Annotated in this window: 27 protein-coding genes, 2 tRNA genes and 1 pseudogene; 23 read left to right on the top strand and 7 right to left on the bottom strand. The window is 68.2% G+C overall.

The features are described from left to right. Position 1: 1 nt before the first annotated feature. Positions 2–1,096: a polyamine ABC transporter substrate-binding protein gene (locus AAFN86_RS16175; RefSeq protein WP_347544389.1), complete on the bottom strand. Its 1,095-nt coding sequence runs from the start codon at positions 1,094–1,096 to the stop codon at positions 2–4. 257 nt (positions 1,097–1,353) lie between these two features. On the opposite strand from AAFN86_RS16175, the gene AAFN86_RS16170 reads away from it, so the two are divergent. From AAFN86_RS16170 to AAFN86_RS16160, 3 genes are all read left to right on the top strand, one after another. Beyond that, entirely contained in the window at positions 1,354–2,004 is a 651-nt protein-coding gene (locus AAFN86_RS16170; RefSeq protein WP_347544388.1) for a hypothetical protein, read from the top strand. A 294-nt stretch (positions 2,005–2,298) separates the two neighbouring features. Continuing rightward, positions 2,299–4,236 carry a glycosyl hydrolase family 28-related protein gene (locus tag AAFN86_RS16165; protein WP_347544387.1) on the top strand — a complete coding sequence of 646 codons (1,938 nt, stop codon included), beginning with the start codon at positions 2,299–2,301 and terminating at the stop codon, positions 4,234–4,236. Positions 4,237–4,264: 28 nt separating this feature from the next. Beyond that, positions 4,265–4,642, top strand: coding sequence for a hypothetical protein (locus AAFN86_RS16160; protein WP_347544386.1), 378 nt, complete (start codon positions 4,265–4,267; stop codon positions 4,640–4,642). 224 nt (positions 4,643–4,866) lie between these two features. Here AAFN86_RS16160 and AAFN86_RS16155 read toward each other — a convergent pair whose 3' ends face one another. After that, entirely contained in the window at positions 4,867–5,253 is a 387-nt protein-coding gene (locus tag AAFN86_RS16155; protein ID WP_347544385.1) for a hypothetical protein, read from the bottom strand. Positions 5,254–5,336: 83 nt separating this feature from the next. Between AAFN86_RS16155 and AAFN86_RS16150 the strand changes: the two genes are divergently transcribed. The 3 genes from AAFN86_RS16150 (at position 5,337) to AAFN86_RS16140 (ending at position 7,206) form a co-directional block, all read left to right on the top strand. Further along, on the top strand, positions 5,337–6,005 hold the full coding sequence (locus AAFN86_RS16150) for a structural protein (protein WP_347544384.1): 669 nt from the start codon (positions 5,337–5,339) through the stop codon (positions 6,003–6,005). Continuing rightward, positions 6,002–6,256 (top strand): hypothetical protein, encoded by a 255-nt coding sequence (locus AAFN86_RS16145; RefSeq protein ID WP_347544383.1) that lies wholly within the window; start codon positions 6,002–6,004, stop codon positions 6,254–6,256. The genes AAFN86_RS16150 and AAFN86_RS16145 overlap by 4 nt, the downstream gene beginning before the upstream one ends. A 170-nt stretch (positions 6,257–6,426) precedes the next feature. Beyond that, entirely contained in the window at positions 6,427–7,206 is a 780-nt protein-coding gene (locus AAFN86_RS16140; RefSeq protein WP_347544382.1) for an enoyl-CoA hydratase/isomerase family protein, read from the top strand. 12 nt (positions 7,207–7,218) lie between these two features. Here AAFN86_RS16140 and AAFN86_RS16135 read toward each other — a convergent pair. Beyond that, positions 7,219–7,293 (bottom strand) — tRNA-Thr (locus AAFN86_RS16135). 84 nt (positions 7,294–7,377) lie between these two features. Beyond that, positions 7,378–7,980, bottom strand: coding sequence for a Hint domain-containing protein (locus AAFN86_RS16130; RefSeq protein ID WP_347544381.1), 603 nt, complete (start codon positions 7,978–7,980; stop codon positions 7,378–7,380). A gap of 151 nt (positions 7,981–8,131) precedes the next feature. Here AAFN86_RS16130 and AAFN86_RS16125 point away from each other — a divergent pair, with 151 nt between their 5' ends. The 13 genes and pseudogenes from AAFN86_RS16125 (at position 8,132) to AAFN86_RS16065 (ending at position 17,653) form a co-directional block, all read left to right on the top strand. Continuing rightward, the gene (locus AAFN86_RS16125; RefSeq protein ID WP_347544380.1) at positions 8,132–8,299 is read left to right on the top strand and encodes a hypothetical protein; all 168 of its coding nucleotides are present in this window, start codon (positions 8,132–8,134) and stop codon (positions 8,297–8,299) included. A 74-nt stretch (positions 8,300–8,373) separates the two neighbouring features. Beyond that, positions 8,374–8,928 (top strand): dCTP deaminase, encoded by a 555-nt coding sequence (gene dcd, locus AAFN86_RS16120; RefSeq protein WP_347544379.1) that lies wholly within the window; start codon positions 8,374–8,376, stop codon positions 8,926–8,928. A gap of 3 nt (positions 8,929–8,931) precedes the next feature. Then, a complete protein-coding gene (murA, locus tag AAFN86_RS16115) occupies positions 8,932–10,191 on the top strand; it encodes a UDP-N-acetylglucosamine 1-carboxyvinyltransferase (RefSeq protein ID WP_347544378.1) in 1,260 nt (419 codons plus the stop codon). A gap of 50 nt (positions 10,192–10,241) precedes the next feature. Beyond that, a complete protein-coding gene (hisG, locus tag AAFN86_RS16110) occupies positions 10,242–10,949 on the top strand; it encodes an ATP phosphoribosyltransferase (protein WP_347544377.1) in 708 nt (235 codons plus the stop codon). Between the two features lie 289 nt (positions 10,950–11,238). After that, positions 11,239–12,531, top strand: coding sequence for a histidinol dehydrogenase (hisD, locus tag AAFN86_RS16105; protein ID WP_347544376.1), 1,293 nt, complete (start codon positions 11,239–11,241; stop codon positions 12,529–12,531). 111 nt (positions 12,532–12,642) lie between these two features. Beyond that, positions 12,643–12,861: a translation initiation factor IF-1 gene (gene infA / locus AAFN86_RS16100; RefSeq protein ID WP_007003972.1), complete on the top strand. Its 219-nt coding sequence runs from the start codon at positions 12,643–12,645 to the stop codon at positions 12,859–12,861. Between the two features lie 36 nt (positions 12,862–12,897). Then, the gene (locus tag AAFN86_RS16095; protein ID WP_347544375.1) at positions 12,898–13,485 is read left to right on the top strand and encodes a Maf family nucleotide pyrophosphatase; all 588 of its coding nucleotides are present in this window, start codon (positions 12,898–12,900) and stop codon (positions 13,483–13,485) included. Positions 13,486–13,511: 26 nt separating this feature from the next. Continuing rightward, a complete protein-coding gene (locus AAFN86_RS16090; protein ID WP_347544374.1) occupies positions 13,512–14,708 on the top strand; it encodes a ribonuclease E/G in 1,197 nt (398 codons plus the stop codon). After that, positions 14,698–14,889, top strand: a complete 192-nt coding sequence (locus AAFN86_RS16085) for a DNA gyrase inhibitor YacG (RefSeq protein ID WP_347544373.1) — start codon at positions 14,698–14,700, stop codon at positions 14,887–14,889. The genes AAFN86_RS16090 and AAFN86_RS16085 overlap by 11 nt, the downstream gene beginning before the upstream one ends. A 71-nt stretch (positions 14,890–14,960) precedes the next feature. Further along, positions 14,961–15,036: transfer RNA gene (locus tag AAFN86_RS16080), tRNA-Phe, on the top strand. A 778-nt stretch (positions 15,037–15,814) separates the two neighbouring features. Next, a pseudogene (locus tag AAFN86_RS16075) lies at positions 15,815–16,414 on the top strand (hypothetical protein); the annotation flags it as partial. Positions 16,415–16,906: 492 nt separating this feature from the next. After that, the gene (locus AAFN86_RS16070) at positions 16,907–17,110 is read left to right on the top strand and encodes a hypothetical protein (RefSeq protein ID WP_347544372.1); all 204 of its coding nucleotides are present in this window, start codon (positions 16,907–16,909) and stop codon (positions 17,108–17,110) included. A 111-nt stretch (positions 17,111–17,221) separates the two neighbouring features. Further along, positions 17,222–17,653 (top strand): MucR family transcriptional regulator, encoded by a 432-nt coding sequence (locus tag AAFN86_RS16065; RefSeq protein ID WP_347544371.1) that lies wholly within the window; start codon positions 17,222–17,224, stop codon positions 17,651–17,653. Between the two features lie 96 nt (positions 17,654–17,749). On the opposite strand, the gene AAFN86_RS16060 is transcribed toward AAFN86_RS16065, so the two are convergent. Beyond that, positions 17,750–18,238, bottom strand: coding sequence for a PsiF family protein (locus AAFN86_RS16060; RefSeq protein ID WP_347544370.1), 489 nt, complete (start codon positions 18,236–18,238; stop codon positions 17,750–17,752). Positions 18,239–18,356: 118 nt separating this feature from the next. Beyond that, positions 18,357–18,650, bottom strand: a complete 294-nt coding sequence (locus AAFN86_RS16055) for a hypothetical protein (protein WP_347544369.1) — start codon at positions 18,648–18,650, stop codon at positions 18,357–18,359. An 82-nt stretch (positions 18,651–18,732) separates the two neighbouring features. On the opposite strand from AAFN86_RS16055, the gene AAFN86_RS16050 reads away from it, so the two are divergent. Genes AAFN86_RS16050 through AAFN86_RS16040 form a run of 3 tightly spaced genes read left to right on the top strand, consistent with a single transcriptional unit; the run spans position 18,733 to position 21,151 of the window. Next, complete coding sequence (locus tag AAFN86_RS16050; RefSeq protein WP_347544368.1) at positions 18,733–19,722, top strand: tripartite tricarboxylate transporter substrate-binding protein; 990 nt, start codon at positions 18,733–18,735, stop codon at positions 19,720–19,722. A gap of 39 nt (positions 19,723–19,761) precedes the next feature. Beyond that, positions 19,762–20,364, top strand: a complete 603-nt coding sequence (locus AAFN86_RS16045) for an HD domain-containing protein (protein WP_347544367.1) — start codon at positions 19,762–19,764, stop codon at positions 20,362–20,364. A 43-nt stretch (positions 20,365–20,407) separates the two neighbouring features. Then, positions 20,408–21,151: an SOS response-associated peptidase family protein gene (locus tag AAFN86_RS16040; protein ID WP_347544366.1), complete on the top strand. Its 744-nt coding sequence runs from the start codon at positions 20,408–20,410 to the stop codon at positions 21,149–21,151. A gap of 29 nt (positions 21,152–21,180) precedes the next feature. Here AAFN86_RS16040 and AAFN86_RS16035 read toward each other — a convergent pair whose 3' ends face one another. Continuing rightward, positions 21,181–21,483 (bottom strand): hypothetical protein, encoded by a 303-nt coding sequence (locus AAFN86_RS16035; protein WP_347544365.1) that lies wholly within the window; start codon positions 21,481–21,483, stop codon positions 21,181–21,183. 151 nt (positions 21,484–21,634) lie between these two features. Between AAFN86_RS16035 and AAFN86_RS16030 the strand changes: the two genes are divergently transcribed. Beyond that, positions 21,635–21,871, top strand: coding sequence for a hypothetical protein (locus AAFN86_RS16030; protein ID WP_347544364.1), 237 nt, complete (start codon positions 21,635–21,637; stop codon positions 21,869–21,871). The last annotated feature ends 2 nt before the right edge of the window (positions 21,872–21,873 follow it).

Raw genomic sequence — 21,873 nt, 5'->3', positions numbered from 1 at the left:
GCTAGCGCCCAGCCTTGAAGCGCGACCACAGCCGCGTGCGGATCCGCTCGGCCTCGCGCGGCGGCGTGCCGGCGATGAAGGTGCGCGACAGCGCCTCGGCGGAAGGGAAGACATTGGGGTCGTTGCGCACCGCCTCATCCACCAGCGGCCGGCTTGCCGGCACGGCATTGGGGTAGCGGACATGGTTGGTGATGCCGGCCATCACGTCCGGTTGCAGCACGAAGTTGATGAATTGCTGCGCGGCCTCGGGGTTCGGCGCATCGGCCGGGATCGCCATCATGTCGAACCACAGCTGCGCGCCCTCGCGCGGCATGACGTAGCCGACCTCGACGCCGCGCCCGGCCTCCCGCGCACGCGCCGCAGCCTGGATCACGTCGCCGGAATAGGTGAGCGCGACGCAGGCCTCCCCGGTTGCCAGCGCGTCGAGGATGGAGGAGGAGGCGATGATGGCCCGCACATGGCGGCGGATGCCCATCAGCGCCTGCTCGGCGGCGCGCAGGTCATCGGCCTCGCTGCTGTTGGGATCGCGGCCGAGCCAGCGCAGCACGGAAGGCAGCACATCGGTCGGGCTGTCCATCACCATGATGCCGCAGCGCGCGAGCCGCGCCGCATTCTCGGGCTTCAGCAGGATGTCGAGATTGTCGAGCGGCACGTCCGGACCGAGCACCGAGCGCACGCGATCCACCCTGATGCCGAGCCCGACGGTGCCCCACAGATAGATCGCGCCATGACGATTGCCCGGGTCGATCGCCGCGACCCGTTCCATCAGCACGGGGTCGAGGTTGCGCCAGTTGGGCACTGCCGCGCGGTCGATCTGGCGCAGGGCGCCGGCGCGCACCAAGCGGGCGAAGGTCGGCTCGCTGGTGGGTACCACGATGTCGTAGCCCGACCGCCCGGCCGACAGCCGGCCTTCCAGTGTCTCCAGGCTGTCATAGACATCGTAGCGGACGCGGATGCCAGTCTCGCGTGTAAAGCGGGCGACCGCATAGGGATCGATGTAGTCCGACCAGTTGTAGACGTTCAGCACCCGCTCCTGCGCGGCAGCCGGCAGGGCCAGTGTCAGCAGGGCAAGCAGCAGCGGCAGGCGTCGGAACATCGGCGCGGTCCCTTGGGCGGCGGTCGGCGGATTGCGCGAGACTAGCCATGCGCGCGGCGCCTGCCATCCCCTACGAGGTTTTGTGACGCGTAGGATTTTTAGCCTTGACGTTCCGTATTTGTTCCTGTATCCACGCCTCATCACGGGGCGAACTGCGCCTTCCGCCCGCCCCGTCCTCCCACCCAGACAGCCCGACCCCCAGCACCCGCTCCGGCGGAAGGCCCGCGCCTTCCGTCCCGGCGGGCGAGGAGCCATGCATGCCCTTCCTCTCGAGCGGCCTTTCGGCGCTGACCACCGCGAATGGCTTCACGCTTTGGCACTATCGCACCGAGGACGACCGGGCGAGCGTGTTGGCGCTCGGCTACTTCACCCCGGCCGCGGCGCAACTCGTGCCGGGCGATATCGTCATCGTGCAGGCGGCCGATGCCACCGCCCTGCTGCCGATCCGGGGGGGGTCGATCGCGGGCGGCGGGGTGACCCTGGATGCGTCGGGCAGCGCGCCGGCCCTGCTGCGCTCGGCCACGCTGCTGGCCGATGTCTTCCTCGCCGGGTCAGCCGTCGCGCGGGCCCTCGTGTTGGATGCGCCACCGAGCCCGCTCAATCCGGGCGATGCATTGGTGGCCGGCGTCACCGTCACCGGCCCGATCGCTCAGGTCACCTTCAGCTTTCGCCGATCCAACGGCGCCGATGTCAGCACACCGCAGACGGTGGCGGTGGTGGCCGGCCGGGCGGTGGCTGGCTTCACTGCGCCGGAACCTGCCGGTGGCTACCGGCTGTTCGCGGTCGATTCGACCGATCCGACGAGCTACGTCCTCTCGCCGCCCTTCGCCGTGACCCAGCCACCGCGCCTGCTGAGCGAGGCGGGCGGCACGCTGCTCACCGAAAGCGGTGCGCTGCTGCTCCTGTAGCCGCCCTCCCGGCGGGCCATTGGCCACAGCGGCCGGTGCCCCGGGTGCCGGGGTCCGACCAGGTCCCGCCCGGGTGGAACCACCGAGGCGGGCGACGATGCTTGCTTCACCAATGGGCCGGAGCGGATTGCGTGCGCGCAGTCACGCCCAATCCGTTGCGGCCGAGGCAGCCACGCCGAACGCCGCCGACCAGCCACGCAATGTCCAACGGGACGCGTCGATCCGACGCGATCGCGCGCACCCCTGCCGCGGCTCCCGCCCCTTCCCTTCCCCAGCCCCCGACGGGAGATCCCCATGTCCGATACGAAGATCAGCGCGCTGCCGGCGGTTGCCGCCACGGCCGATGCCGACAGGCTGCCCATCGTCCAGGGCAGCGGTGCCGGCGCCGTCACGCGCAACGCGACCGTCGCGCAACTGCGCGGCGGCATCCTCGCCGACCGCCCCTATCATGTGCGGGATTTCGGCGCGGTCGGTGACGGCACCACCAACGACGCGCCGGCGATCCAGGCGGCGATCGACGCGATGAACGCGGCCGGCGGCGGCACGCTGGAATTCGGCGCGCGGTCGTACCGCATCGCCAGCCCGGTGGTGGTGGACAGCGTCTCGATCACCTTCCAGGGGGCGGGCTTCACGGAAGGCCCGTCGATCGCCGACGGCACCTGGTTGCGCATCGACACCACCGGATTCACGCCCTTCACCTTCACGGGCACCGGCGCGCGCGGGTCCACGGTGCGCGACATCGCGGTACGCCAGACGCACAACGCGACGCAGGACGCGACCTGGGCGCCGACCAACTACGACTTCGTCTTCCGCGTGCAGGATTGCCTCGGCTCCGTCACCTTCAAGAACGTCCTGCTGGTCGCGGTGAATCGTGGCATCTGGTGCGACAATTCCGGCCGGCTGAACATCGAGAGCCTGCGCGGCCAGGTCTTCACCACCGGCATCGAGATCGACCGCGCCTTCGACGCCTGCCGTATCGAGCACATCCATTTCTGGCCGTTCGCGACGTCCGACGACGACGTGGTGCGCTGGCAGCAGCAGAACTGCGACGCGGTGGTGCTGCGCAAGGTCGATGGCATCTTCATCGACGACGCCTTCGCGCTGGGCGCGCGGTCGATGCTGCGGCTCGCCTCCTCGGCCTCGGGTGTGCCGACCAAGGTCTATGTGGGCAGCCTGTATGCCGATTTCGTGCTCACCCCGATCTGGGTCGAGGGCAATGGCGTCACCGCCCAGATGGCCAGCATCACCACCCAGTCGGAGCTGTTCAATTCCGGCGGCCAGCCGCTGGTGGGCGGCAACGGCATCCGCATCGACGGCAACAACGCCAGGCTGCAGATCGCCAACCTGCGCATCGATGATGCCGAGAGCAATTCGATCCGCGTCAACGGCTCCGGCAACCGCGTGGACGTCTTCTCGTTCCGCGCCGAGTACTACAACCGTCTGAACGACGGATCGGCGGCGATCCACGTCGCCAACGTCGCATCCGGCACGCCCAATGCGGTCCATCTCGGCAGCCCGGCGCTGCTGGGCAACGGCAATGCCGGACCGCTGGTGAACACCGGCACCAATGGTCATGTGGCGCTCGGCGCGCCGGCCGGGCGGATCGACCGGCCCGGCGTGATGCTGGGCTTCGACAACCAGGGATTCTTCTCGCCCTCCTCGACCGAGATCGCCGCCTCGGCCGCAGGGGTCGAGGTGCTGCGCGCATCCTCGGCCGGCACGATCAGCCTGGGCGGCGCCTCGGGCGCGCATGGCCTGGGCATCACGACGCCGACGAACAGCGTGAACCGCGTTGCCATAACAAGCGCGGTCACCGCGGGCACACCTTCGATCATGGCCCAAGGGACCGACGCCAACATCGCGCTCGCGATCGCCGCCAAGGGCACCTCGACGATCCGGCTTCAGACGCGCGGCCAGACCGCCTTCGAGGTGAACGCGACCGGCACGCCAGGCAACTACATCCGAGCGGACGCGGCCGCGTCAGGCGGCTGGCCGCGCATCATCGCCCAAGGCAGCGACACCAACGTTCACCTGCAATTGGCGGTCAAGGGCACCGCCTACGTCGAGTCCACCGCGCCCTTCAAGCTGCCGACCTACACGGTCGCCACCCTGCCTTCCGCGGCGACCTTCGCGCGCTGCCTGATCTTTGTATCGGACGGCACGGCGAACAAGCGCTTCGCGGTCAGCGACGGCACGTCCTGGCGCTGGCCCGACGGCGCGGTGGTGAGCTGAGCGCAATGCGAGCGAAGGAGACACGGCCATGACCGCGCTGACCGACTATGCGAAGAACCTGCTGGCGCGGTCCCTGACCGGACGGCAGCCGGCCCTGCCGACCGGCATCTGGGTGGCGCTCGGCACCGGTGGGACCGATGCCGCCGGCCTGACCGGCGAGCCTTCCGCCGCCGCGGGGTATGCTCGCCAGCCGGTGTCCTTCACCGGCAGCGGCACGCAACGCAATGCGGCGGCGCTGCGCTTCAACTTCACCGCCGCCATCGGCACGCTGACCCATGTCGGCCTGTTCGACGCGGTGTCCGGCGGCAATGCGCTGGCCTGGGCAGCACTGGGGTCCCCGGCGACGCTGGGGGCGGCGGGCAGCGTGACCATACCGGCCGAAAGCCTGACCGTGCTGGCGGATTAGAGCATGATTGGCTCACATTCGTTCACCCATCACGCTCTAACCTGTTGTTTGATCGCGTGCTTCAGGCCTCCGGTGCATTCGCACCTGCGGCCATCACACGCTAGCGGATCCCGATCAGGTGGATTCGCCTGATCGGGCGCGGATGCGCGCGGACACCGCTCCATGCCCTCGGTCGCGCAAGCATCGTCACGTGGCTGGGTGGGTCCGGCCTAGCGCGATCGGGTCTACTGCCCCGACGTCCTGGACCGGATTCCGGCACCGGCCGACTGGCCCGCATCCAGCAAGGCCTGGGTGCGGTCCATGGCCCAGGTCGCGCCCATATTCGGACGCAGGTCGCCATCGCGTTCATCGGTGACGGCATAGGTGACCAGGTAGCCACGCCCCGCGCGCCCGGCGATCACGGACAATTCCACGACCATGAAGCTGACATGCAGGTCGGCCGCGCAGCTGTCGTTGCGTTCGATCGGCATGCGCACGGCCCGCTGCACCCCGGCGGTGAAGGCGACCGCATCGTCCCGCGCTTCGGCATGGCGGACGATGTGGATGCACGACGCGGCCGCACCGCCGGTCGAGGCCACAAGGCCCAGCATCGCCGCCCCGATCGCACGCATCGCCCACCCCCCAACACGCTGCGAAGGATGCCCCGGAAGCACCGTCCGGGGCCAGTCTTCCGCGGCCCGCCAAGGAGGACCCCATGGACCCCCGCCAAACCCGCGGCTACCGCAACCGCAACCCGGGCAATATCGACCATGTCCCAGCCAATCGCTGGCAGGGCCTCGACGACCCGCCGATCGAGGCGCCACCGGTCGGCGGCCGCCCGCGCTTCGCCCGCTTCGTCTCCCACGCCTATGGCATCCGCGCGCTCGCCGTGCTGCTGACCACCTATCAGGACCGGCACGGGCTGCGGACCATCCGGGGCATCATCGGCCGCTGGGCACCGGGCAGCGAGAACAACACCGAGGCCTATGTCGGCGCCGTGGCCCGGCAGATGGACCGGCACCCGCGTGCCGAGTTGGACCTGCATCGCTTCGAGGATCTCCGCCCGCTGGTCGAGGCGATCATCACCCATGAACTCGGCGGCAACCCCTATGACCGCGGCACGATCGAAGCCGGGTTGCGGCTGGCCGGCGTGACGGCCGGCGGGCGCGCCGCGGTGGCCCGCAGCGGCACGGCGCGCGCGGCGGCGGGGACCGCCGCAGCGGGGGTTGGCGGCGTCGCGGCCACCGAGGTGCTGGGGCAGCTTGCGCCGCATCTGGGCAGCGCGGCGGAACTGGCCCGTGCACTCGGGCCCTGGGTGGTCGCAGCCCTGCTGGTCGCCACCGCCGCCTGGTTCGTCTGGCAGCGCGCGCGGCAGTCGGCATGAGCGCGGTCGTTGCCCTGCTTGGCGCCGCCTGTTCCCGCGCGGCCGGCTGGATCGCGGCGGGGGGGGCCGCACTGGCGCTGCTGCTCGCCGCCTATGGCACCGGTCGGCGGGACGGGCGCACCGCCTCACGGACGCAAACGCTTGAGCGCGCGGCGCGCGCGCGGGAGATCAGGGATGAGGTGGACCGGACTGTGGATCGCCTTGGCGATCCTGCCGACGAGTTGCGCCGGGACTGGCGCCGCGGGTTGTGACGCCTGGCGGCCGATCCTGGTCGCCGAGGCGGACGGGCTGAGTGCCCAGACCGCCCGCCAGATCCTGGCGCATAATCGGACGGGACGCCGGATCTGCGGCTGGTGAGGGTCGGGGCGGCCATGGCCAGCGGCGCCGGTTTGGGGAACCATGGCCCCACAAGAGGAACGCCATGACCGAAGACACCCGCCTGGACCCGCCGAGCCTCGAGATCGAGGGCCGCCGCGCCACCATCCGCCTGCATCGTGCGCGCCACCGAAACCGCGTCGAGCCGGGCGACATCATCCGCATCCTTGAGCATTTCGACACCGTGCAGGCGAATCGCGACCTGCGCGTGCTGGTGCTGGCGGCGAGCGGCCCGGCCTTCAGCGCCGGCTTCCACCTGGGCAGCTTCGCCGAGGACCGCGAGGCCGCCGCCCGGGCTCCGGGTTTCGATGCCATGGTCGACCGCTTCGAAACGCTGCGCGTGCCGACCATCTGCCGGCTGCAGGGCGGCGTCTACGGCGGCTCCACGGACCTTGCCCTGACCGCGGATTTCCGCATCGGCGTGACAGGCATGGAGATGTTCATGCCGGCCGGGCGGCTGGGCGTGCACTATTATCCGGGCGGATTGCGGCGATACGTTTCGCGCCTGGGGCTGAACAATGCCAAGCGCCTGTTCCTGACAGCGGAGAAGCTGGGCGCGGAGGAATTGCTGCGCATCGGCTACCTGACGCAGTTGGTCGCACCCGAAGCGCTGGACGCCGCGGTGGACCGGCTGGCGGAAACGCTGTCGACGATGGCGCCGCTGGCGGTGCAGGGGATGAAGCAGGCCTTGAACGAAATTGGGCACGGGGTGCTGGACGTCGCGGCCTGCGAGGCACGGGCGAAGGCCTGCAAGGCGAGCGCGGATATCCAGGAGGGGCTGAAGGCATTCCGGGAAAAGCGGGCGCCGGTGTTCAGCGGGGCATGAACGGCAGGGCAATGGTGCTGTTGGAGAGGATTGAACTCTCGACCTCTCCCTTACCAAGGGAGTGCTCTACCACTGAGCTACAACAGCGCCGTGCCCGCGGGCGGCGCCCTCTCTAGGCGGATGGGACCAGCCGCGCAACCCCGTCCTTGCGCCTGGGGCCGCCTGGCCGCCCTACCGGTCGTCGCCTTGCGCAAGCAGCCCCGCTTCCTCGAGCGCCGGGATTCGATCCGCGAGCCGCGCGCGCAGCCGTTCGAGCGTGGCACCTCCCGTCAACAGCGGCCGGCATGGCTCCGTCCCCCGCCGCAGCGTCCCGGTACGCAGCCCGTCCGCCACGATCATGTCGTGATCGCCCATCTCCAGCTGGAGGTAGCGGACAACGCCCGACATCGGCACCGTCCTGATGCTGCGGCCATTGACCAGGGCGACAATGGGAACCAGCCAATCATCCACCCCCACCAGGGTGTGCGGTGCGATGATCGTGGTCCGGTTGGGGGAAAAACGGTCGAACGCCCCTTCTGCGATCCGCACCGGGGCGGCGTCCGGGCGCCGCGCCAGGTCGACGATCGTCTCAACCACCCGCTGCACGGGGCGGTAGCCGGCGCAGGCCAGCACCACGACGATGTCGCCCGCCTCCAGCTCGTCAACCTGGCGCTCCCCACGAACCGTCACGACCATCGATGTTGGCAGCAGGCCGCTCAGCGCCGGGTCCTCGCATGCGGGCTTCCCAGCGGCGGGGGACCGCGTCCAGGGCAATGCCACCGGGCCATGCGTCATGTCGTACTCCAAGGCTCACCGCCACGCGGTCGGAACTCATCTCATCTTGATTTAGATCAATCCGCGCCCACGGGTTGTAACGGAAGCGCGATCCGCAACCATTGGTGACGCCATCTTGCCGGGCGGCGCCGGTCGCAGCCATCCTCAGGGCATGTCCAAACCCCCTGCGCCACCCAAGCCCGAGGATCGCACCGCCCGCCTGGCCGCCGCGCTGCGGGAGAACCTGAAGCGCCGCAAGGCGCAAATCCGTGCGCGCGATGCCGCCGAAGAACAACCCTCCAACGCCGGCAAGGTTGCCCCACCCAAGCCCATGGGCTAATGCGGCCGCCCTGGGGCGCGCCGGGGCCCCGCCCCGCCCCGCCCGCCCTCATGTCGCAGGCCAGGCTCCGCCCCATGTCCATCATGCCCGACAGCTGGATCCGCCGCATGGCGACCGATCACGGCATGATCGAACCCTTCGTCGAGGCCCAGCGGCGCGAAGGCGTGATCTCCTACGGCTTGTCCTCCTACGGCTATGACGCGCGGGCGGCCGACGAATTCAAGATCTTCACCAATGTGGACAACGCCGTGGTGGACCCCAAGGCGTTCAGCGAGGAAGGCTTCGTCACCCGCCGTGGGCCGGTCTGCATCATCCCGCCGAATTCCTTCGTGCTGACGCATACGGTCGAATATTTCCGCATCCCGCGCGACGTGCTGGTCATCTGCCTCGGCAAATCCACCTATGCACGCTGCGGGCTGATCGTGAACGTCACGCCCCTGGAACCCGAATGGGAAGGCCAGGTGACGATCGAAATCAGCAACACCACCCCCCTGCCCGCCAAGGTCTATGCCAACGAAGGCGTCTGCCAGTTCCTGTTCCTGCAGGGATCGGCGCCACCCGAGGTGAGCTACGCAGACCGACGCGGCAAATACATGGGCCAGCGCGGCGTCGCGCTGCCGAGGTTGTAGACCATGGATCGCATCCGTATCCGCGGCGGCCGCGCGCTCAGCGGCACCATCCCGATCTCCGGCGCGAAGAATGCCGCGCTACCGCTGATGGCGACCGCCTTGCTGACCGACGGGCCGCTGACGTTGACCAATGCGCCGGATCTCGCCGATGTCACGACCATGGCCGGGCTGCTCGCGCAGCACGGGCTGGCGGTGGAACGCGACAAGACGGCGCGCACCATCACCATGTCCGGGGCGGCCACGCACCTCGAAGCACCCTACGACCTGGTCCGCAAGATGCGCGCCTCGGTGCTCGTGCTGGGTCCGCTGGTCGCCCGCTTCGGCCAGGCGCGCGTGTCCCTGCCCGGCGGCTGCGCCATCGGCACGCGCCCGGTCGACCTGCACCTCAAGGCGCTCGAGCAGATGGGTGCCGAGATCGAGATCACCGCCGGCTATATCGAGGCCCGCGCGCCTGGCGGCCTCAAGGCCGCGCGCATCATCTTCCCGCAGGTCTCGGTGGGTGCCACCGAGAACATCCTGATGGCCGCGACACTGGCGAGCGGCGTCACCGAAATCGTCAACGCGGCGCGCGAGCCCGAGATCAGCGACCTCGCCGCTTGCCTGATGCGCATGGGTGCGCGGATAGAAGGCCTCGGCACCGACCGGCTGCTGGTCGAAGGCGTGCCCGCGCTGGGTGCCGCGGTCCACCCGATCATCCCCGACCGCATCGAGGCCGGCACCTTCGCCTGCGCAGCGGCAATCACCGGCGGCCAGGTCCTGCTCGGCGGCGCGCGGCTCGACCATCTCGGCGCCGTGGTGCGCATCCTGCGAGATGCCGGCGTGGATGTCGCCGAAGCCGATGGCGGGCTGAAGGTCTCGCGCCTGAACGGCCTTCGCGGCACCGATGTGGTGACCGAGCCCTTCCCCGGCTTCGCCACCGACATGCAGGCGCAGTTCATGGCCCTGATGTGCGTCGCCGAGGGCGCGGCGATGATCACCGAGACGATCTTCGAGAACCGCTTCATGCATGTGCCGGAACTCGCCCGCATGGGTGCGCGCATCAATTTCCACGGATCCTCGGCGATCGTGCGCGGCGTGCCGCGGCTCGCCGGCGCGCCGGTGATGGCGACCGACCTGCGCGCCTCGGTCTCGCTGATCCTCGCGGGGTTGGCGGCGCAGGGGGAGACCATCGTCAACCGCGTCTATCACCTCGATCGCGGCTATGAGCATGTCGAGGCGAAGCTCGCCGCGGTGGGTGCAGACATCGAACGTTTGCCGGGCTGAAACGGTATCGCGATGACACCGACTCCGCCCTTCTTGGTGTAGCCTCCGCCATGGATCACGCGCTTACCTCCCCCATCACGCCCGCCACGCCCGAGGATGCCGGCCCGATCGTGCTGGCGCTGCCCAAGGGGCGCATCCTGTCCGAGCTCGGCCCCGTCCTCACCCGTGCAGGCATCGTCCCGGCGGCGGACTACGCCGATGAAAGCAGCCGCCGCCTGCGCTTCCCGACCGAGGACCCCGCGCTCGACGTGATCCGCGTGCGGTCCTTCGATGTCGCCACCTTCGTCGCGCATGGGGCCGCGCAGATCGGCATCTGCGGCGCCGATGTGCTGATGGAATTCGACTATCCCGAGATCTATGCGCCGCTCGACCTCGGCATCGGCCGCTGCCGTGTGTCCATCGCCGAGCCCGTGGTGACCGAGCCGGACGACCCGACCCGTTGGTCGCGCGTCACGGTGGCGACGAAATACCCCAACATCGCCCAGCGCCATTTCGCCGCGCGCGGCGTGCAGGCGGAAATCGTCCACCTGAACGGCGCGATGGAACTGGCACCTTCGATGGGCCTGTCGCGGCTGATCGTGGACCTGGTGCAGACCGGTTCGACGCTGAAGGCCAATGGCCTGCACGAGACGGAAGTCATCGCGCATGTCACCTCGCGCCTGGTGGTCAACCGCACGGCGCTGAAGACGCGGCCGGAGGCGATCGGGGCGTGGATCGCGCGGTTCCGCACGGCGCTGGCCGGGCGGGATGCGCGGTGAGCAAGCAAGGAAGGTTGGGGGAGGAGAACCTCCCCCAATCCCCCGCCCTTTTTCTGACAATTGGTGCCGGCCGATATCGTCGGGCGAGCGGCAGCGCCGGCCGCCTCTTGGTCGGCTACCCTACATTGGATCGTGAGCGCGAAGGCGCGACCGCGACCAGACCATCAGTGGCCCCGGGCAAATCCGTGCAAGTCGCTGGCCCGGATGGGCCGCGCCCGCCGTTCGTGGGCACGAAAAAAACCAAAAGAAGGAGGGGGATCGGGGGAGTTCTCTCCCCCGACCTTTGCCCATGAAGCGCCTGGACACCACCGCCTCGGATTTCGAATCCGCCTTCACCGCCTTGCTGGACGAGGCGCGCGAAACCACCAGCCGCGTCGATGCCGCCGTCGCCGACATCATTGCCACCGTACGGGCCCGCGGCGATGCCGCGCTGATCGACACCACAGCCCGCTTCGACCGCTGGGCGCCGGCGGATGCCGCCGCGCTGCGCGTGACCTCGGCGGAGATCGAGGCCGCCGATGCGTCCATTCGTCCGGAACTCCGCGCGGCGCTGAACCTCGCTGCCGAGCGGATCGAGGCATTCCATCGCGCGCAACTACCGCGCGACCTTGAGATGCAGGACAGCGCCGGTTTGACGCTGGGCATGCGCTGGGGAGCGATCGACGCGGTCGGCATCTATGTGCCCGGCGGCAAGGCGGCCTATCCGTCCTCGGTGCTGATGAATGCGTTGCCGGCGCGTGCGGCGGGTGTGAAGCGCATCGCGATGTGCGTCCCCACGCCCGATGGCACGCTCAATCCGCTGGTGCTGGCGGCGGCGAAGCGCGCGGGCGTGACCGAGATCTTCCGCATCGGCGGCGCCCAGGCGGTGGCAGCCATGGCCTGGGGCACCGCGTCGATCGCCGCGGTGGACCGCATCGTCGGGCCAGGCAATGCCTATGTCGCCGAGGCCAAGCGCCAGGTGTTCGGGCGCGTCGGCATCGATTCGATCGCCGGGCCGTCGGAAGTCGTCGTCATTGCCGATGCCGGCAACGACCCGCGCCACATCGCGGTGGACCTGCTCGCCCAGGCCGAGCATGACGAAAGCGCGCAATCCATCCTGATCACGCCGGATGCGGCACTCGCCGATGCGGTGGCCGGCGCGGTCGAGGCCGAGCTTCGGCACCTGCCGCGTGCCGACATCGCCGGCGAATCCTGGCGCCGCCATGGCGCCGTGATCCTGGTGCGGGACCTGACCGAAGCCGCGGCGCTGACCAATCGGCTGGCGCCGGAGCACCTTCAACTCATGGTGGCGGAACCACGCGCGCTTCTCGCGCAGGTGCGCCATGCCGGCGCGGCCTTCCTCGGGCGCTTCTGCCCCGAGGCGGTGGGCGACTACGTCGCCGGCCCGAACCATGTCCTGCCAACCGGGCGCACGGCGCGCTTTGCCTCGGGCCTGTCGGTGTTCGACTTCCTCAAGCGCACCACCTGGGTCGAGGCGGATGAGGCCGCACTCGCCGCTGTGGGGCCTTCCGCGGTGGCCTTGGCCGAGGCCGAGGGCCTCACGGCGCACGCCCGCAGCGTGGCATTGCGACTCGGCGGCTGACGCTGCGCTTGACCCGGCGGGGTTCGCGGACCATTTTCCCGCCGATTTCCGGTGGCGCGCCGTCGCGCCGCGTTCCCCCATGCGCGCCTGGCGCGCCAAATTCGAGGCCCGATGTCGAAGGAAGATATGATTGAGTTCAGCGGCCAGGTCGTTGAACTCCTCCCGAATGCGATGTTCCGCGTGAAGCTGGACAATGAGCACATGGTTCTGGCGCACACCTCCGGGAAAATGCGCAAGAACCGCATCCGCGTGCTCGCCGGCGACCGCGTGAACGTCGAGATGACGCCCTACGACCTGACCAAGGGCCGCATCACGTTCCGCTTCAAGTGACCGGCATGCGCCGGGATCGCTCCAAGTAGGCCGCCAGTGCCCGAATCGCGCCCGCCGCTGGTGCTGGCAAGCGCCAGCCCGCGGCGCCTCGACCTTCTTGCCCGGCTGGGCATCGTTCCCGCGCAGGTCATCGCCACCGACATCGACGAATCGCCGATGAAGCGCGAGACGCCGCGGCCGCATGCGGTGCGCCTGGCGTTCGGCAAGGCCGAGGCCGCGGCGGCGCAACGGCCTGACGCCTTGGTTCTCGCTGCCGATACGGTGGTCGGCGTCGGCCGCCGCATCCTGCCCAAGGCGGAGACCGACGCGCAGGCGCAAGCCTGCTTCACGCTGCTGTCGGGTCGGCGGCACATGGTGACCACGGCCGTGGTGCTCGCCCTTCCCGATGGGCGCCGGCTGAAGCGCGTGGTGGAAAGCGCTGTGACGTTCCAGCGCCTGACCGAGCAGCAGGTGGCGGACTACCTCTCCAGCGGTGAATGGCAGGGCAAAGCCGGCGGCTACGCCATCCAGGGCCGCGCCGAGGCCTTCATCCGGTTCCTGTCGGGCAGTCATTCCAACGTGGTCGGCCTGCCGCTGTTCGAGACGGCACAGTTGCTGCGCGGCGTCGGATGGCTGCGACCTTGACGACCTGCGCGCCTGGTGGCGCGACGATGCCCCGCGCGCCTGGCGGCGCGACAACACCTCGCGCGCCCGGCGGCGTGACGATCGTCGTCAGCGCCTCCCCCGGCGAGCTGCGCACCGCGCTGCTGCAGGGCGGGGCCCTGACCGAGGCCTGGGTGGAGCGCCCCGGCCGCCCTGATGGCATGGGCGACCTGCATCGTGGCCGGGTCTCGGCATTGGCCCCGGCCATGGCCGGGGCCTTCATCGCCCTGGCAGGCGGCGAAACGGGCTTCCTGCCGGAACGCGAGACCGGCGAGGCGCGTCGCCCCCTCGCCGCCGCGGTCCATGAGGGCATGATCCTGCCGCTGCGCGTCATTCGCGCCGCGCAGGGTGGCAAGGGCCCACGCGTGACCGCCCGGGTGACCCCGACCGAGGCCGCCCGAATCGCCGCCGCGCCGCCCGGCGCCCCCAGGCTGGTCGCGCGCGGGATGCTGGCGGTGGAACGGCTCGCCGGGCAGTACGCGAATGCGGCGGTGCTGGTGGACAGCGCGGCGCTGCTGGCGCGGCTGCGCGGCCGCCTGGGCGACAGGGCACGCCTGGTCCCCGCCCCGGCCTTCGACGACGCCATCGAGGCTGACTTCGACATCCTGGCCTCCGCCGAGGCCCCGCTGCCCGGCGCTGGCCGCCTGCTGATCCACCCCACGCCGGCGCTGACGGCAATCGACATGGACGCCGGCAGCGCGGCCGGGGCGCGCGGTGCCCATGCGGTGCTGACCTTGAACCGGGACGCGCTGCCCGAACTCGCGCGCCAGATCCGCGCCCGCAACCTGGGCGGCGCGATCTTGGTGGATTTCGCCGGGCTGTCGCCGAAGCGGCGCGAGGCCCTGGCCGATCCGCTGCGCGAAGCCCTGGCGGGGGATCGCCATGCGCGGCTGCTCGGCTTCACCCATCTTGGCCTGGCCGAAATCGTCCGCGACCGCATCCATCCTCCGCTGAATGAGGTGCTGGGGCGTCCGCCCTCCGCCCTGACGCGGGGATTGGCGGCGTTGCGGCAAGGGGCGCGGGATGTTGCCGCCCGGCCTGCGGCGCGGCTGGCGCTGCGTGCTTCACCAGGCGTCATCACGGCGCTGCAGGACCTGCCCGGGGCCTTGGAGGAATTCTCGGCCGAGGCGGGCTTTGCGCTGCTGCTGCGCCCCGACCCGGCCGCCCGTGATCCATCGATCGAGGAGGCCGGTCATGACGGCTGACCCGACACCCCGCGCACCATCGCGCTGCCCGATCTGCGGCCGGCCGGCGCAGCAGGCGGGATCCCGGCCCTTCTGCTCGCTGCGTTGTGCGCAGGTTGATCTGGGGCGCTGGCTCACCGGCGGCTACGCGATCCCGGTCGAACCGGAGACGACGCAGGACAATGACGAGGATGGTGGCTGACCCCGCTGGACAGGGGACGCAGCCTCCGCTATTTCCCGCCGCCTCGCCGGGTTCCCACGGGAACCTCATGGGCCCAGGTAGCTCAGTTGGTAGAGCATGCGACTGAAAATCGCAGTGTCGGTGGTTCGATTCCGCCCCTGGGCACCATTTACCCGAATAGATTCAGGCTGTTAGGATCGGCGTTCGCCCATCATCAGTGATCGAGGTCGCGCCAGCGAGCATATAGCGAGCACGTCTGCTCCAACCTGGGCACTGCCCCTCCTTGGGCCGACCGTAGCCTTTGGAAAGGCTTCATGGCGCGTAACCCGTCCCGCTCCATGGGTCCTCGCACTCGAGCGTACGGGCGCTGCCCGCGACGCCTATTCGACGACGATATCGGCCGGCGGCATATCGCCGCGAATGACCCGGCACGCCAGGAGGGCGTCCATTCCCTCGCCGAGGGCCTCTGGCAGCGTGGTCCACCAGATCGTCTCCGCGCTGCGCAGTCCTGAATGAGCATCCTGCGCCCGGCGGAGTGCGGTTCCTACTTCCTGGCGCGCCCTACGACCCTGAAAGGCTGCTCCCACCCCCTGCTGGATTGCGGTCAGCCTGCCAATCTCGCCCTCGATCTCGCGACCGATCCAGCCCGCACAGCGGATAAGGATCCGGCGGATCGCAAGGTCCTCCTACTTCGACCCACCCCGTTTCGGCCACAGCACCGGGTGGTGCCCCCCACCCTCGGCCTTCCTCGTCACGGCTTCACCGCCTTCGGTGCCTTCACCATCGGCTTGCCGGTACGCGGCGGGTAGCGGTGGATCAGCGGCAGATAGGCATCGATCACCAGCCTGATCCGGTCCGAGCCCTCGCAAGGGTCGACCGAAAGCCGCAGGTGTTTGATCCCGGGGTTAGATGGTGCAGTCTTTTCGCAGGCGTGGAAGGACGCGCTATGGGCCAGGTTCTTCACGGCAGCGCCACCACGACAGCGGCAGCCCGTCGCGCGATCCAGCATAGTCAAGCGAGCCTGAGGGAACTGGCGCGGCGCTACGGCGTGAAACCCAAGACCGTCGCCAAATGGCGCAAGCGCACCTCAGTTGCCGACCGCCCGACCAGACCGCGCGAGGCGCACTCGTCCACCCTGTCCATCGAGCACGAGGCCATCATTGTTGCCTTCCGCCGCCACACCCTGCTGCCGTTGGACGACTGCCTCTACGCGCTGCAAGCCACCATCCCGCAACTCACGCGCTCAGCGCTTCACCGCTGCCTGCAACGCCATGGCATCTCCCGACTGCCGGAGGTCGAGGGCGACAAGCCGACCAAGAAGGCCTTCAAGCCCTATCCCATCGGCTACTTCCACGTCGACATCGCCGAGGTCCAGACCACCGAAGGAAAGCTCTACCTGTTCGTGGCCATCGACCGCACCAGCAAGTTCGCCTTCGTCCAGTTGGTCGACAGCGCTAGCCGAAAGGCATCGCTACGCTTCGGTCGCGATCTCGACGAAGGTTGCGACCGCCGCGAAAACGTCGTTCTTCGAGATGGCGCGGGTCAGATCTGAGAATTTCTGTGCACTCGAGTGCACGGCAAAGACGGACCGCTACGCTCGATGCCCCACTACGTCGTAGGTAGTGCTCACGTCGGCGCTTCGTGCACGTTGTGACGATCCAACTCGACGCATCGCCATGCGGGCATCGGAACCTTTAGTTCCCTGGCGCCGGCCTTTCCCATCTGATCTGGGCTCAACGGCGAGATTTGCCCTGGGCTATGGTCCCAGGCGTGAAATTTCGCGCAGGAGCGCTACCGCGTCAGCGCCCAAAGCCTCAGTCACTTCTATCAGTTCGATCACGTCCAGGCGGCGCTCGCCGGTTTCGTACTTGGATACGAAGCTCTGCGGGCGACGCAGCCGGAGACGCACCGCTCGCCGCGCGCTTTGTGCGGCCTGTCGCAGCGCGCGATCGGAACACGTGCGAAAGGCGGACAGCTCAATACGGAAACCCGGCTTCAGCGCGGAGCGTTGACCCCCGCAGCAACGGAGGCATTCGCCATGGAATCGCTCGCCACGCACACTTCGTCGCAACAGAACGGCCAAGGGGAAGTGCAAGCCTATTGGAAGGCGTGCACGGCCATCCGGGAAGGCGAGACCGCAATCGGCGTTGCGGACCTGCTCACCATCGCCTGGACGCGCTCTCCAATTCTTCGTCAGCGTGTTCGGCAGGTGCTGGCGAAGCACGGAGCGAACTTCCACTAGCCGGGCGCGAGGGCTGCCCTCGCATCGCCGTCTCATCGGAAACCAGTCCCCCACCCTCGGACGGCGGCGTGCAATATGAACGGGCCGCCTAATTCGACGACGGAGTCTCCCATGTCCGACCTGGTCGCCAAGCCGGGAATTCTGCAGCTCACCGCGTCAATCGTGGCTGCGCACGTCTCCAACAATCCCGTACCGATGAGCGATCTCCCCAGTCTTATTGCCGGCGTCCATGCCGCGCTGGCGGGGAGCGGACAACCGGCTCCGGCCAAGGCTGAGGCCCGGCCGGAACCCGCCGTTCCGATCAAGAAGTCGGTCCACCGCGACTATCTCGTATGCCTTGAAGACGGGAAGAAGCTGAAGATGCTGAAGCGTCACCTCGCGACGGCATTCAACCTCACGCCCGACCAGTACCGCGAAAGGTGGGGCCTGCCTCCCGACTACCCAATGGTCGCGCCCGCCTATGCGGAACGCCGATCCGCGCTGGCAAAGGAGATCGGCTTGGGCAAGGGTGGTCGCGCGAAGGCGGCGCGGAAGAAGAAGTAGGCCAGACGCTACCCACACCAGCGAGGACGCGGACCGCGACCGGCATCGGCATGGAAGGCCCTGCGCCCTTACGCGGGGCCCTGGCCGGATTTCAAGCTAGCGGCGCGGCGCGCCGGCTTGGGGCTGCGTGGCCGGTGCTCCCATTGCTGGCGACGCGCCGGACCTGCCCGCAAGGCACTCACTCATGAAGGTGCGTCGCGCATCGCCTGCGAGGTTCTGTCGCCCCGCGTCCGCATTGCAGGTCCGCATCCGATCCTGCTGCGCGGCCTGCGCCGAGCTCGGCTGACTACCCCCTGCCGCTGGCGGCATGCGGCCCGCCAAGCATTCGCTCATGAACGTCCGCCGGCCGTCGCCTTCGAGGTTTCGGCTGCCCGCTTCGGTGTTGCATGACCTCATTCGCTCCTGCTGGGCCGCCTGGGCCGCGGTAGGCGTGCGCTGTGTTCCGGCCCCAGGTGTCGGCGTCGAGGCACCGGGCGCAGACGGTGTAGCTGGCGCGGACGCTCCTTGAGCAAAGGCAGCGGCGGGTATTGCGACGGCCAGAACCGACGCGACGACGATGGCCGAGGCAGCATTCTTGAAGGTCATGACGACTTTCCCTTTGGGTCCGATGCATGCAGGCCCCGGCAGGAGAGTGCATTGGCTGATCTGGTGGCAAGTGACAGGTCAGCCACGATCCCCACGCCTGCGTGATGCCGTGGGGTCGTCACTTCGGGCATTTTGCATGGCGCAGGCGCATGGCCTGAAGGACTCTATGCTGGCCCTGCGGCAACCACTCCCTGAGAACCGTACCATCGTGATCATCACCGTTGCCGAATGCCCGCGGTGCCGTAGCGTTGTCGTCTGCAAATTCCTTTGGCGTTCGGACGGTGCCGGCTGGTCTGGCCTTCAGCCTTTCGCCGCCACGGAACAGGTCGCGCCACAAGCTCCATAGCAGCTCAATCTCAAGGAGTTTAAGTATCTTGGTATATTCTACCTTTGGTTTCTTTCGCATGTTCATACTTGCCTTCGCCAGGCGGGGGCCGAGTTGCCGTCCGCCGCGCCTCGGTGCAGCCTTCCCTCAAAGAGTTTGAGGGAACGTCATGATCACCGGTTTGCGCCGCCGCAGCCTTCTGGCCCTTGCCGGCGCCGGTGCTGCCTCACCCTCCGCATTGCACGCGCAAGGTGTCTTCCCCGATAGGCCGGTTCGCATCATTGCAGGCTTCGCCGCAGGTGGTGGGGTCGATCTAGTAGCGCGCTTGCTTGCGGAGCCGATGCGAGCAAACCTCGGCCAGGCGGTCGTCATCGAGAACATTGCGGGTGCTGGCGGTCAGATCGGCGCCCAGGCAGCCATGCGGTCGCCGGCAGATGGCTATACCATCCTGCTTGGCACAGCCGGCGAGATAGCCGCGGGGCCCCAGCTCTACGGTTCTCGCCTGCCCTTTGATCCGGCGGCATTCGAACCGCTCTCCTGCGGCGTTCGGGTACCAAACCTTCTCACGCTCGGTGCCAGCATCCCTGCAAATTCCGTCGCCGAGCTGATTGCCATGGCGCGGGCGCGACCTGGTGAGCTCACCTACGGCAGTGGCGGTGTCGGCAACCTCACCCACCTGAATGGCGAGCTGTTCACGCGCATTGCGGATATCAAGATCGAGCACGTTCCGTATCGAGGCACCGGCGCGCTTCTGAGCGACATTGCCTCCGGGCGCGTCACAATGACCTTCGCCGGGCCTCCGGGTGTGTTGCCCCTCATCCGCGAAGGCCGAATGAAGGGTCTAGCTGTGACCTCCCGGTCGCGCATGGCGAGCCTGCCTGACTACCCCGCCATCGCCGACTACCCGCCAATGGCGGCATACGAGATGGTGAACTGGTATGGCTTCTTCGCTCCGCCTGGCACACCGCCACCAATCCTAGATCGCCTGAACACAGCCATCGTGGCCGCTTTGCGCGACCCGGAGGCTGGCCGCCGCCTTGCAGAACAAGGCTGCGAGCCGGCCCCGATGACGCGGACCGAGTTCCGATCCTTTGTCGCCACTGAGACAACGTCCCTCACGCGCCTTATCCGTGATGCCGGCATCAGGATCGACAGCTGAGCGTCCACCACCTCCCCCTTCTTCGGAGACAACACATCCATGCCGATCAACCTTGATGAGGCGGGCCTGCTGGGCCTTTTTCCTGAGATCGCCGAAATCCGTGACGATCGTATTCGCCGTGGCGTGACGGCGATCTGGCTGGAGGTCGCCGCCGAATGCCCGTGGAACCGGCTGGAGGACATCCCCAAGAATATGGATGCTGAGCGTCACCGGCGCCTAGTGGATCACGTTCGTATCGTCACGCGCATGGCACTCGCTCTCGCCCAGGTGGCAAAGGTAGAAAGCGGTACGGAATATGATCGGGATGGGCTAATTGCGATGTGCCTGCTGCACGACGTGAGCAAGCCGATGGAATGTGAACCCGATCCCGACGGTAAGCCGACCGGCACGGAAGCATTGCCGGCCCGCAAGAGCAAGATGGGCAAGCTGATCCAGCACGCTGTCTATGCCACGCACAAGGTCTTCGCACATGGGCTGCCGATCGAGATCGCTCACGCGGTGAACACGCACACTCACCAAAGCGCTCACCGCTCGCGCACGGTCGAGGGAGCCTACCTGTTCTACGCCGACTATGCAGACAGCGATTCCGTCATCATTCCTGACGGTGGTCGGAGTTATCTTGGCCGGTGGGAGATGCACTGAGCCGCGAAAGCCGCTCTACGGCCGTACTGGACAGATTCGATCCATGTGCAACCTCTACAGCATCGTTTCCAATCAGCAGGCCATCCGCCAGCTTTCGATGGCGTTCAAGGACAGCACCGGGAATCTCGCGCCGATGCCGGCGGTGTTCCCCGACTACGCCGCTCCGATCGTCCGAAACACATCGGAAGGTCGAGAACTGGCGCTGGTGAGGTGGGGCATGCCCAGCTCTAAGAAGGCACTCCTGGACGCAGCGACGAAGCGTGCAGACAAGCTGCGGGCCAAGGGCAAGGCAGTAGATTTTGACGAGCTGTTGCGCATGGAGCCGGACGCCGGAACCACGAACATCCGCAACACGGCATCGAGCCATTGGAAGCGTTGGCTTGGTGTCGAGAACCGTTGCCTGGTCCCCTTTACGTCCTTCAGCGAGTTCAATCGCGAGGCCGGCGGCGACATATGGTTTGCCCACGATGCCGGCCGCCCCTTGTCGTTCTTTGCGGGTCTGTGGGCGCCGCAGTGGGCCAGCGTGCGCAAGGTCCGGTCGGGCCTAGAGACAATCGACTTGTTCGGCTTCCTCACCACCGAGCCGAATACGGAGGTGGCCGCGGTCCATCCCAAGGCTATGCCGGTGATCCTGACCACGGCGGAAGAAATCGAGACGTGGATGACGGCGGAATGGCCAGAAGCGAAAGCGTTGCAGCGCCCGTTGCCGGATGGCTCGCTGGTGGTGGTGGCGAAGGACGTGAAGCACGATCCTCCGATCGAGCGCACGACGGAAGGCAAGGTATAGTGGGCAGTGCGGTTCATGTTGCCACCCGACTAACCCATCCTGCCAAGGCGCCAGTCGCGCACGACCCTTGCCGCTTCGCCGACCGTGATGCGCTTCGCAGCCAGCGTATCCGCCAGGATCTCACACGCCCCCGCCACGGTCGCTGCGTCGCGCTCCTGTAAGGCCCGTCCTAGCTCGACCCAGAACGCCTTGTGATACCGCGCTGTGAGCGCGCCATAAGCCGGGTAGCAGCCGAGCGCGGCCATGGCGCGCTCTGCGAAATCAGTATCGAGCACAGCCCGCCGGGCGTGCAGGGGATAGGTGTAGAGGTAGGCAGGATGCTTGCGAGCCATCGGCCCATCCGCATAGCAAACCCTGGCCACCGAAGGGCAGCGCGGCTAGGCAGCATCGCTGCTTTTCGACGGTCGACCAGCGCAATTTCCGCTGGAAAGGCATCACTACAGCGTTCTTGATTTGTTCTCAAGCGTGCGCCATCGTCCTCCTATGTCCGACCCTCTCACCATTCCGCCCATCCCGACTGCCGGCCTTGCCCCTGTCAGCCCGAAGGAAATCGCGGAGTCCATCGCCTATGCTCTGCGCTATGACGCACGCGGCAAGCCCGTGTCCGGCGGATGGGAACTCGCCGCAAAGTTGGCCGCGGACCGTCTGGTGGAGCATCTGGAACGCTCCGGCTTCGTTGTCCTCAAGCGCCGCCCCGGCGCCCCGCACAGCGCCGGATAGCC

This window comes from Roseomonas sp. CAU 1739, from assembly GCF_039839775.1.
Taxonomy (GTDB): domain Bacteria; phylum Pseudomonadota; class Alphaproteobacteria; order Acetobacterales; family Acetobacteraceae; genus Neoroseomonas.
This window is presented reverse-complemented; position numbering and strand designations above follow the sequence as displayed.

Coding starts and splice junctions, on each gene's coding strand:
- AAFN86_RS16055 (WP_347544369.1), bottom strand. CDS start 18,650: ATGAACATGCGAAAGAAACCAAAGGTAGAATATACCAAGATACTTAAA.
- AAFN86_RS16150 (WP_347544384.1), top strand. CDS start 5,337: ATGGACCCCCGCCAAACCCGCGGCTACCGCAACCGCAACCCGGGCAAT.
- AAFN86_RS16155 (WP_347544385.1), bottom strand. CDS start 5,253: ATGCGTGCGATCGGGGCGGCGATGCTGGGCCTTGTGGCCTCGACCGGC.
- AAFN86_RS16170 (WP_347544388.1), top strand. CDS start 1,354: ATGCCCTTCCTCTCGAGCGGCCTTTCGGCGCTGACCACCGCGAATGGC.
- AAFN86_RS16130 (WP_347544381.1), bottom strand. CDS start 7,980: ATGACGCATGGCCCGGTGGCATTGCCCTGGACGCGGTCCCCCGCCGCT.
- murA (WP_347544378.1), top strand. CDS start 8,932: ATGGATCGCATCCGTATCCGCGGCGGCCGCGCGCTCAGCGGCACCATC.
- dcd (WP_347544379.1), top strand. CDS start 8,374: ATGTCCATCATGCCCGACAGCTGGATCCGCCGCATGGCGACCGATCAC.
- hisD (WP_347544376.1), top strand. CDS start 11,239: ATGAAGCGCCTGGACACCACCGCCTCGGATTTCGAATCCGCCTTCACC.
- AAFN86_RS16160 (WP_347544386.1), top strand. CDS start 4,265: ATGACCGCGCTGACCGACTATGCGAAGAACCTGCTGGCGCGGTCCCTG.
- AAFN86_RS16175 (WP_347544389.1), bottom strand. CDS start 1,096: ATGTTCCGACGCCTGCCGCTGCTGCTTGCCCTGCTGACACTGGCCCTG.
- AAFN86_RS16065 (WP_347544371.1), top strand. CDS start 17,222: ATGTCCGACCTGGTCGCCAAGCCGGGAATTCTGCAGCTCACCGCGTCA.
- hisG (WP_347544377.1), top strand. CDS start 10,242: ATGGATCACGCGCTTACCTCCCCCATCACGCCCGCCACGCCCGAGGAT.
- AAFN86_RS16030 (WP_347544364.1), top strand. CDS start 21,635: ATGTCCGACCCTCTCACCATTCCGCCCATCCCGACTGCCGGCCTTGCC.
- AAFN86_RS16060 (WP_347544370.1), bottom strand. CDS start 18,238: ATGACCTTCAAGAATGCTGCCTCGGCCATCGTCGTCGCGTCGGTTCTG.
- AAFN86_RS16050 (WP_347544368.1), top strand. CDS start 18,733: ATGATCACCGGTTTGCGCCGCCGCAGCCTTCTGGCCCTTGCCGGCGCC.
- AAFN86_RS16070 (WP_347544372.1), top strand. CDS start 16,907: ATGGAATCGCTCGCCACGCACACTTCGTCGCAACAGAACGGCCAAGGG.
- AAFN86_RS16125 (WP_347544380.1), top strand. CDS start 8,132: ATGTCCAAACCCCCTGCGCCACCCAAGCCCGAGGATCGCACCGCCCGC.
- AAFN86_RS16085 (WP_347544373.1), top strand. CDS start 14,698: ATGACGGCTGACCCGACACCCCGCGCACCATCGCGCTGCCCGATCTGC.
- AAFN86_RS16040 (WP_347544366.1), top strand. CDS start 20,408: ATGTGCAACCTCTACAGCATCGTTTCCAATCAGCAGGCCATCCGCCAG.
- AAFN86_RS16090 (WP_347544374.1), top strand. CDS start 13,512: ATGCCCCGCGCGCCTGGCGGCGCGACAACACCTCGCGCGCCCGGCGGC.
- AAFN86_RS16145 (WP_347544383.1), top strand. CDS start 6,002: ATGAGCGCGGTCGTTGCCCTGCTTGGCGCCGCCTGTTCCCGCGCGGCC.
- AAFN86_RS16045 (WP_347544367.1), top strand. CDS start 19,762: ATGCCGATCAACCTTGATGAGGCGGGCCTGCTGGGCCTTTTTCCTGAG.
- infA (WP_007003972.1), top strand. CDS start 12,643: ATGTCGAAGGAAGATATGATTGAGTTCAGCGGCCAGGTCGTTGAACTC.
- AAFN86_RS16035 (WP_347544365.1), bottom strand. CDS start 21,483: ATGGCTCGCAAGCATCCTGCCTACCTCTACACCTATCCCCTGCACGCC.
- AAFN86_RS16140 (WP_347544382.1), top strand. CDS start 6,427: ATGACCGAAGACACCCGCCTGGACCCGCCGAGCCTCGAGATCGAGGGC.
- AAFN86_RS16165 (WP_347544387.1), top strand. CDS start 2,299: ATGTCCGATACGAAGATCAGCGCGCTGCCGGCGGTTGCCGCCACGGCC.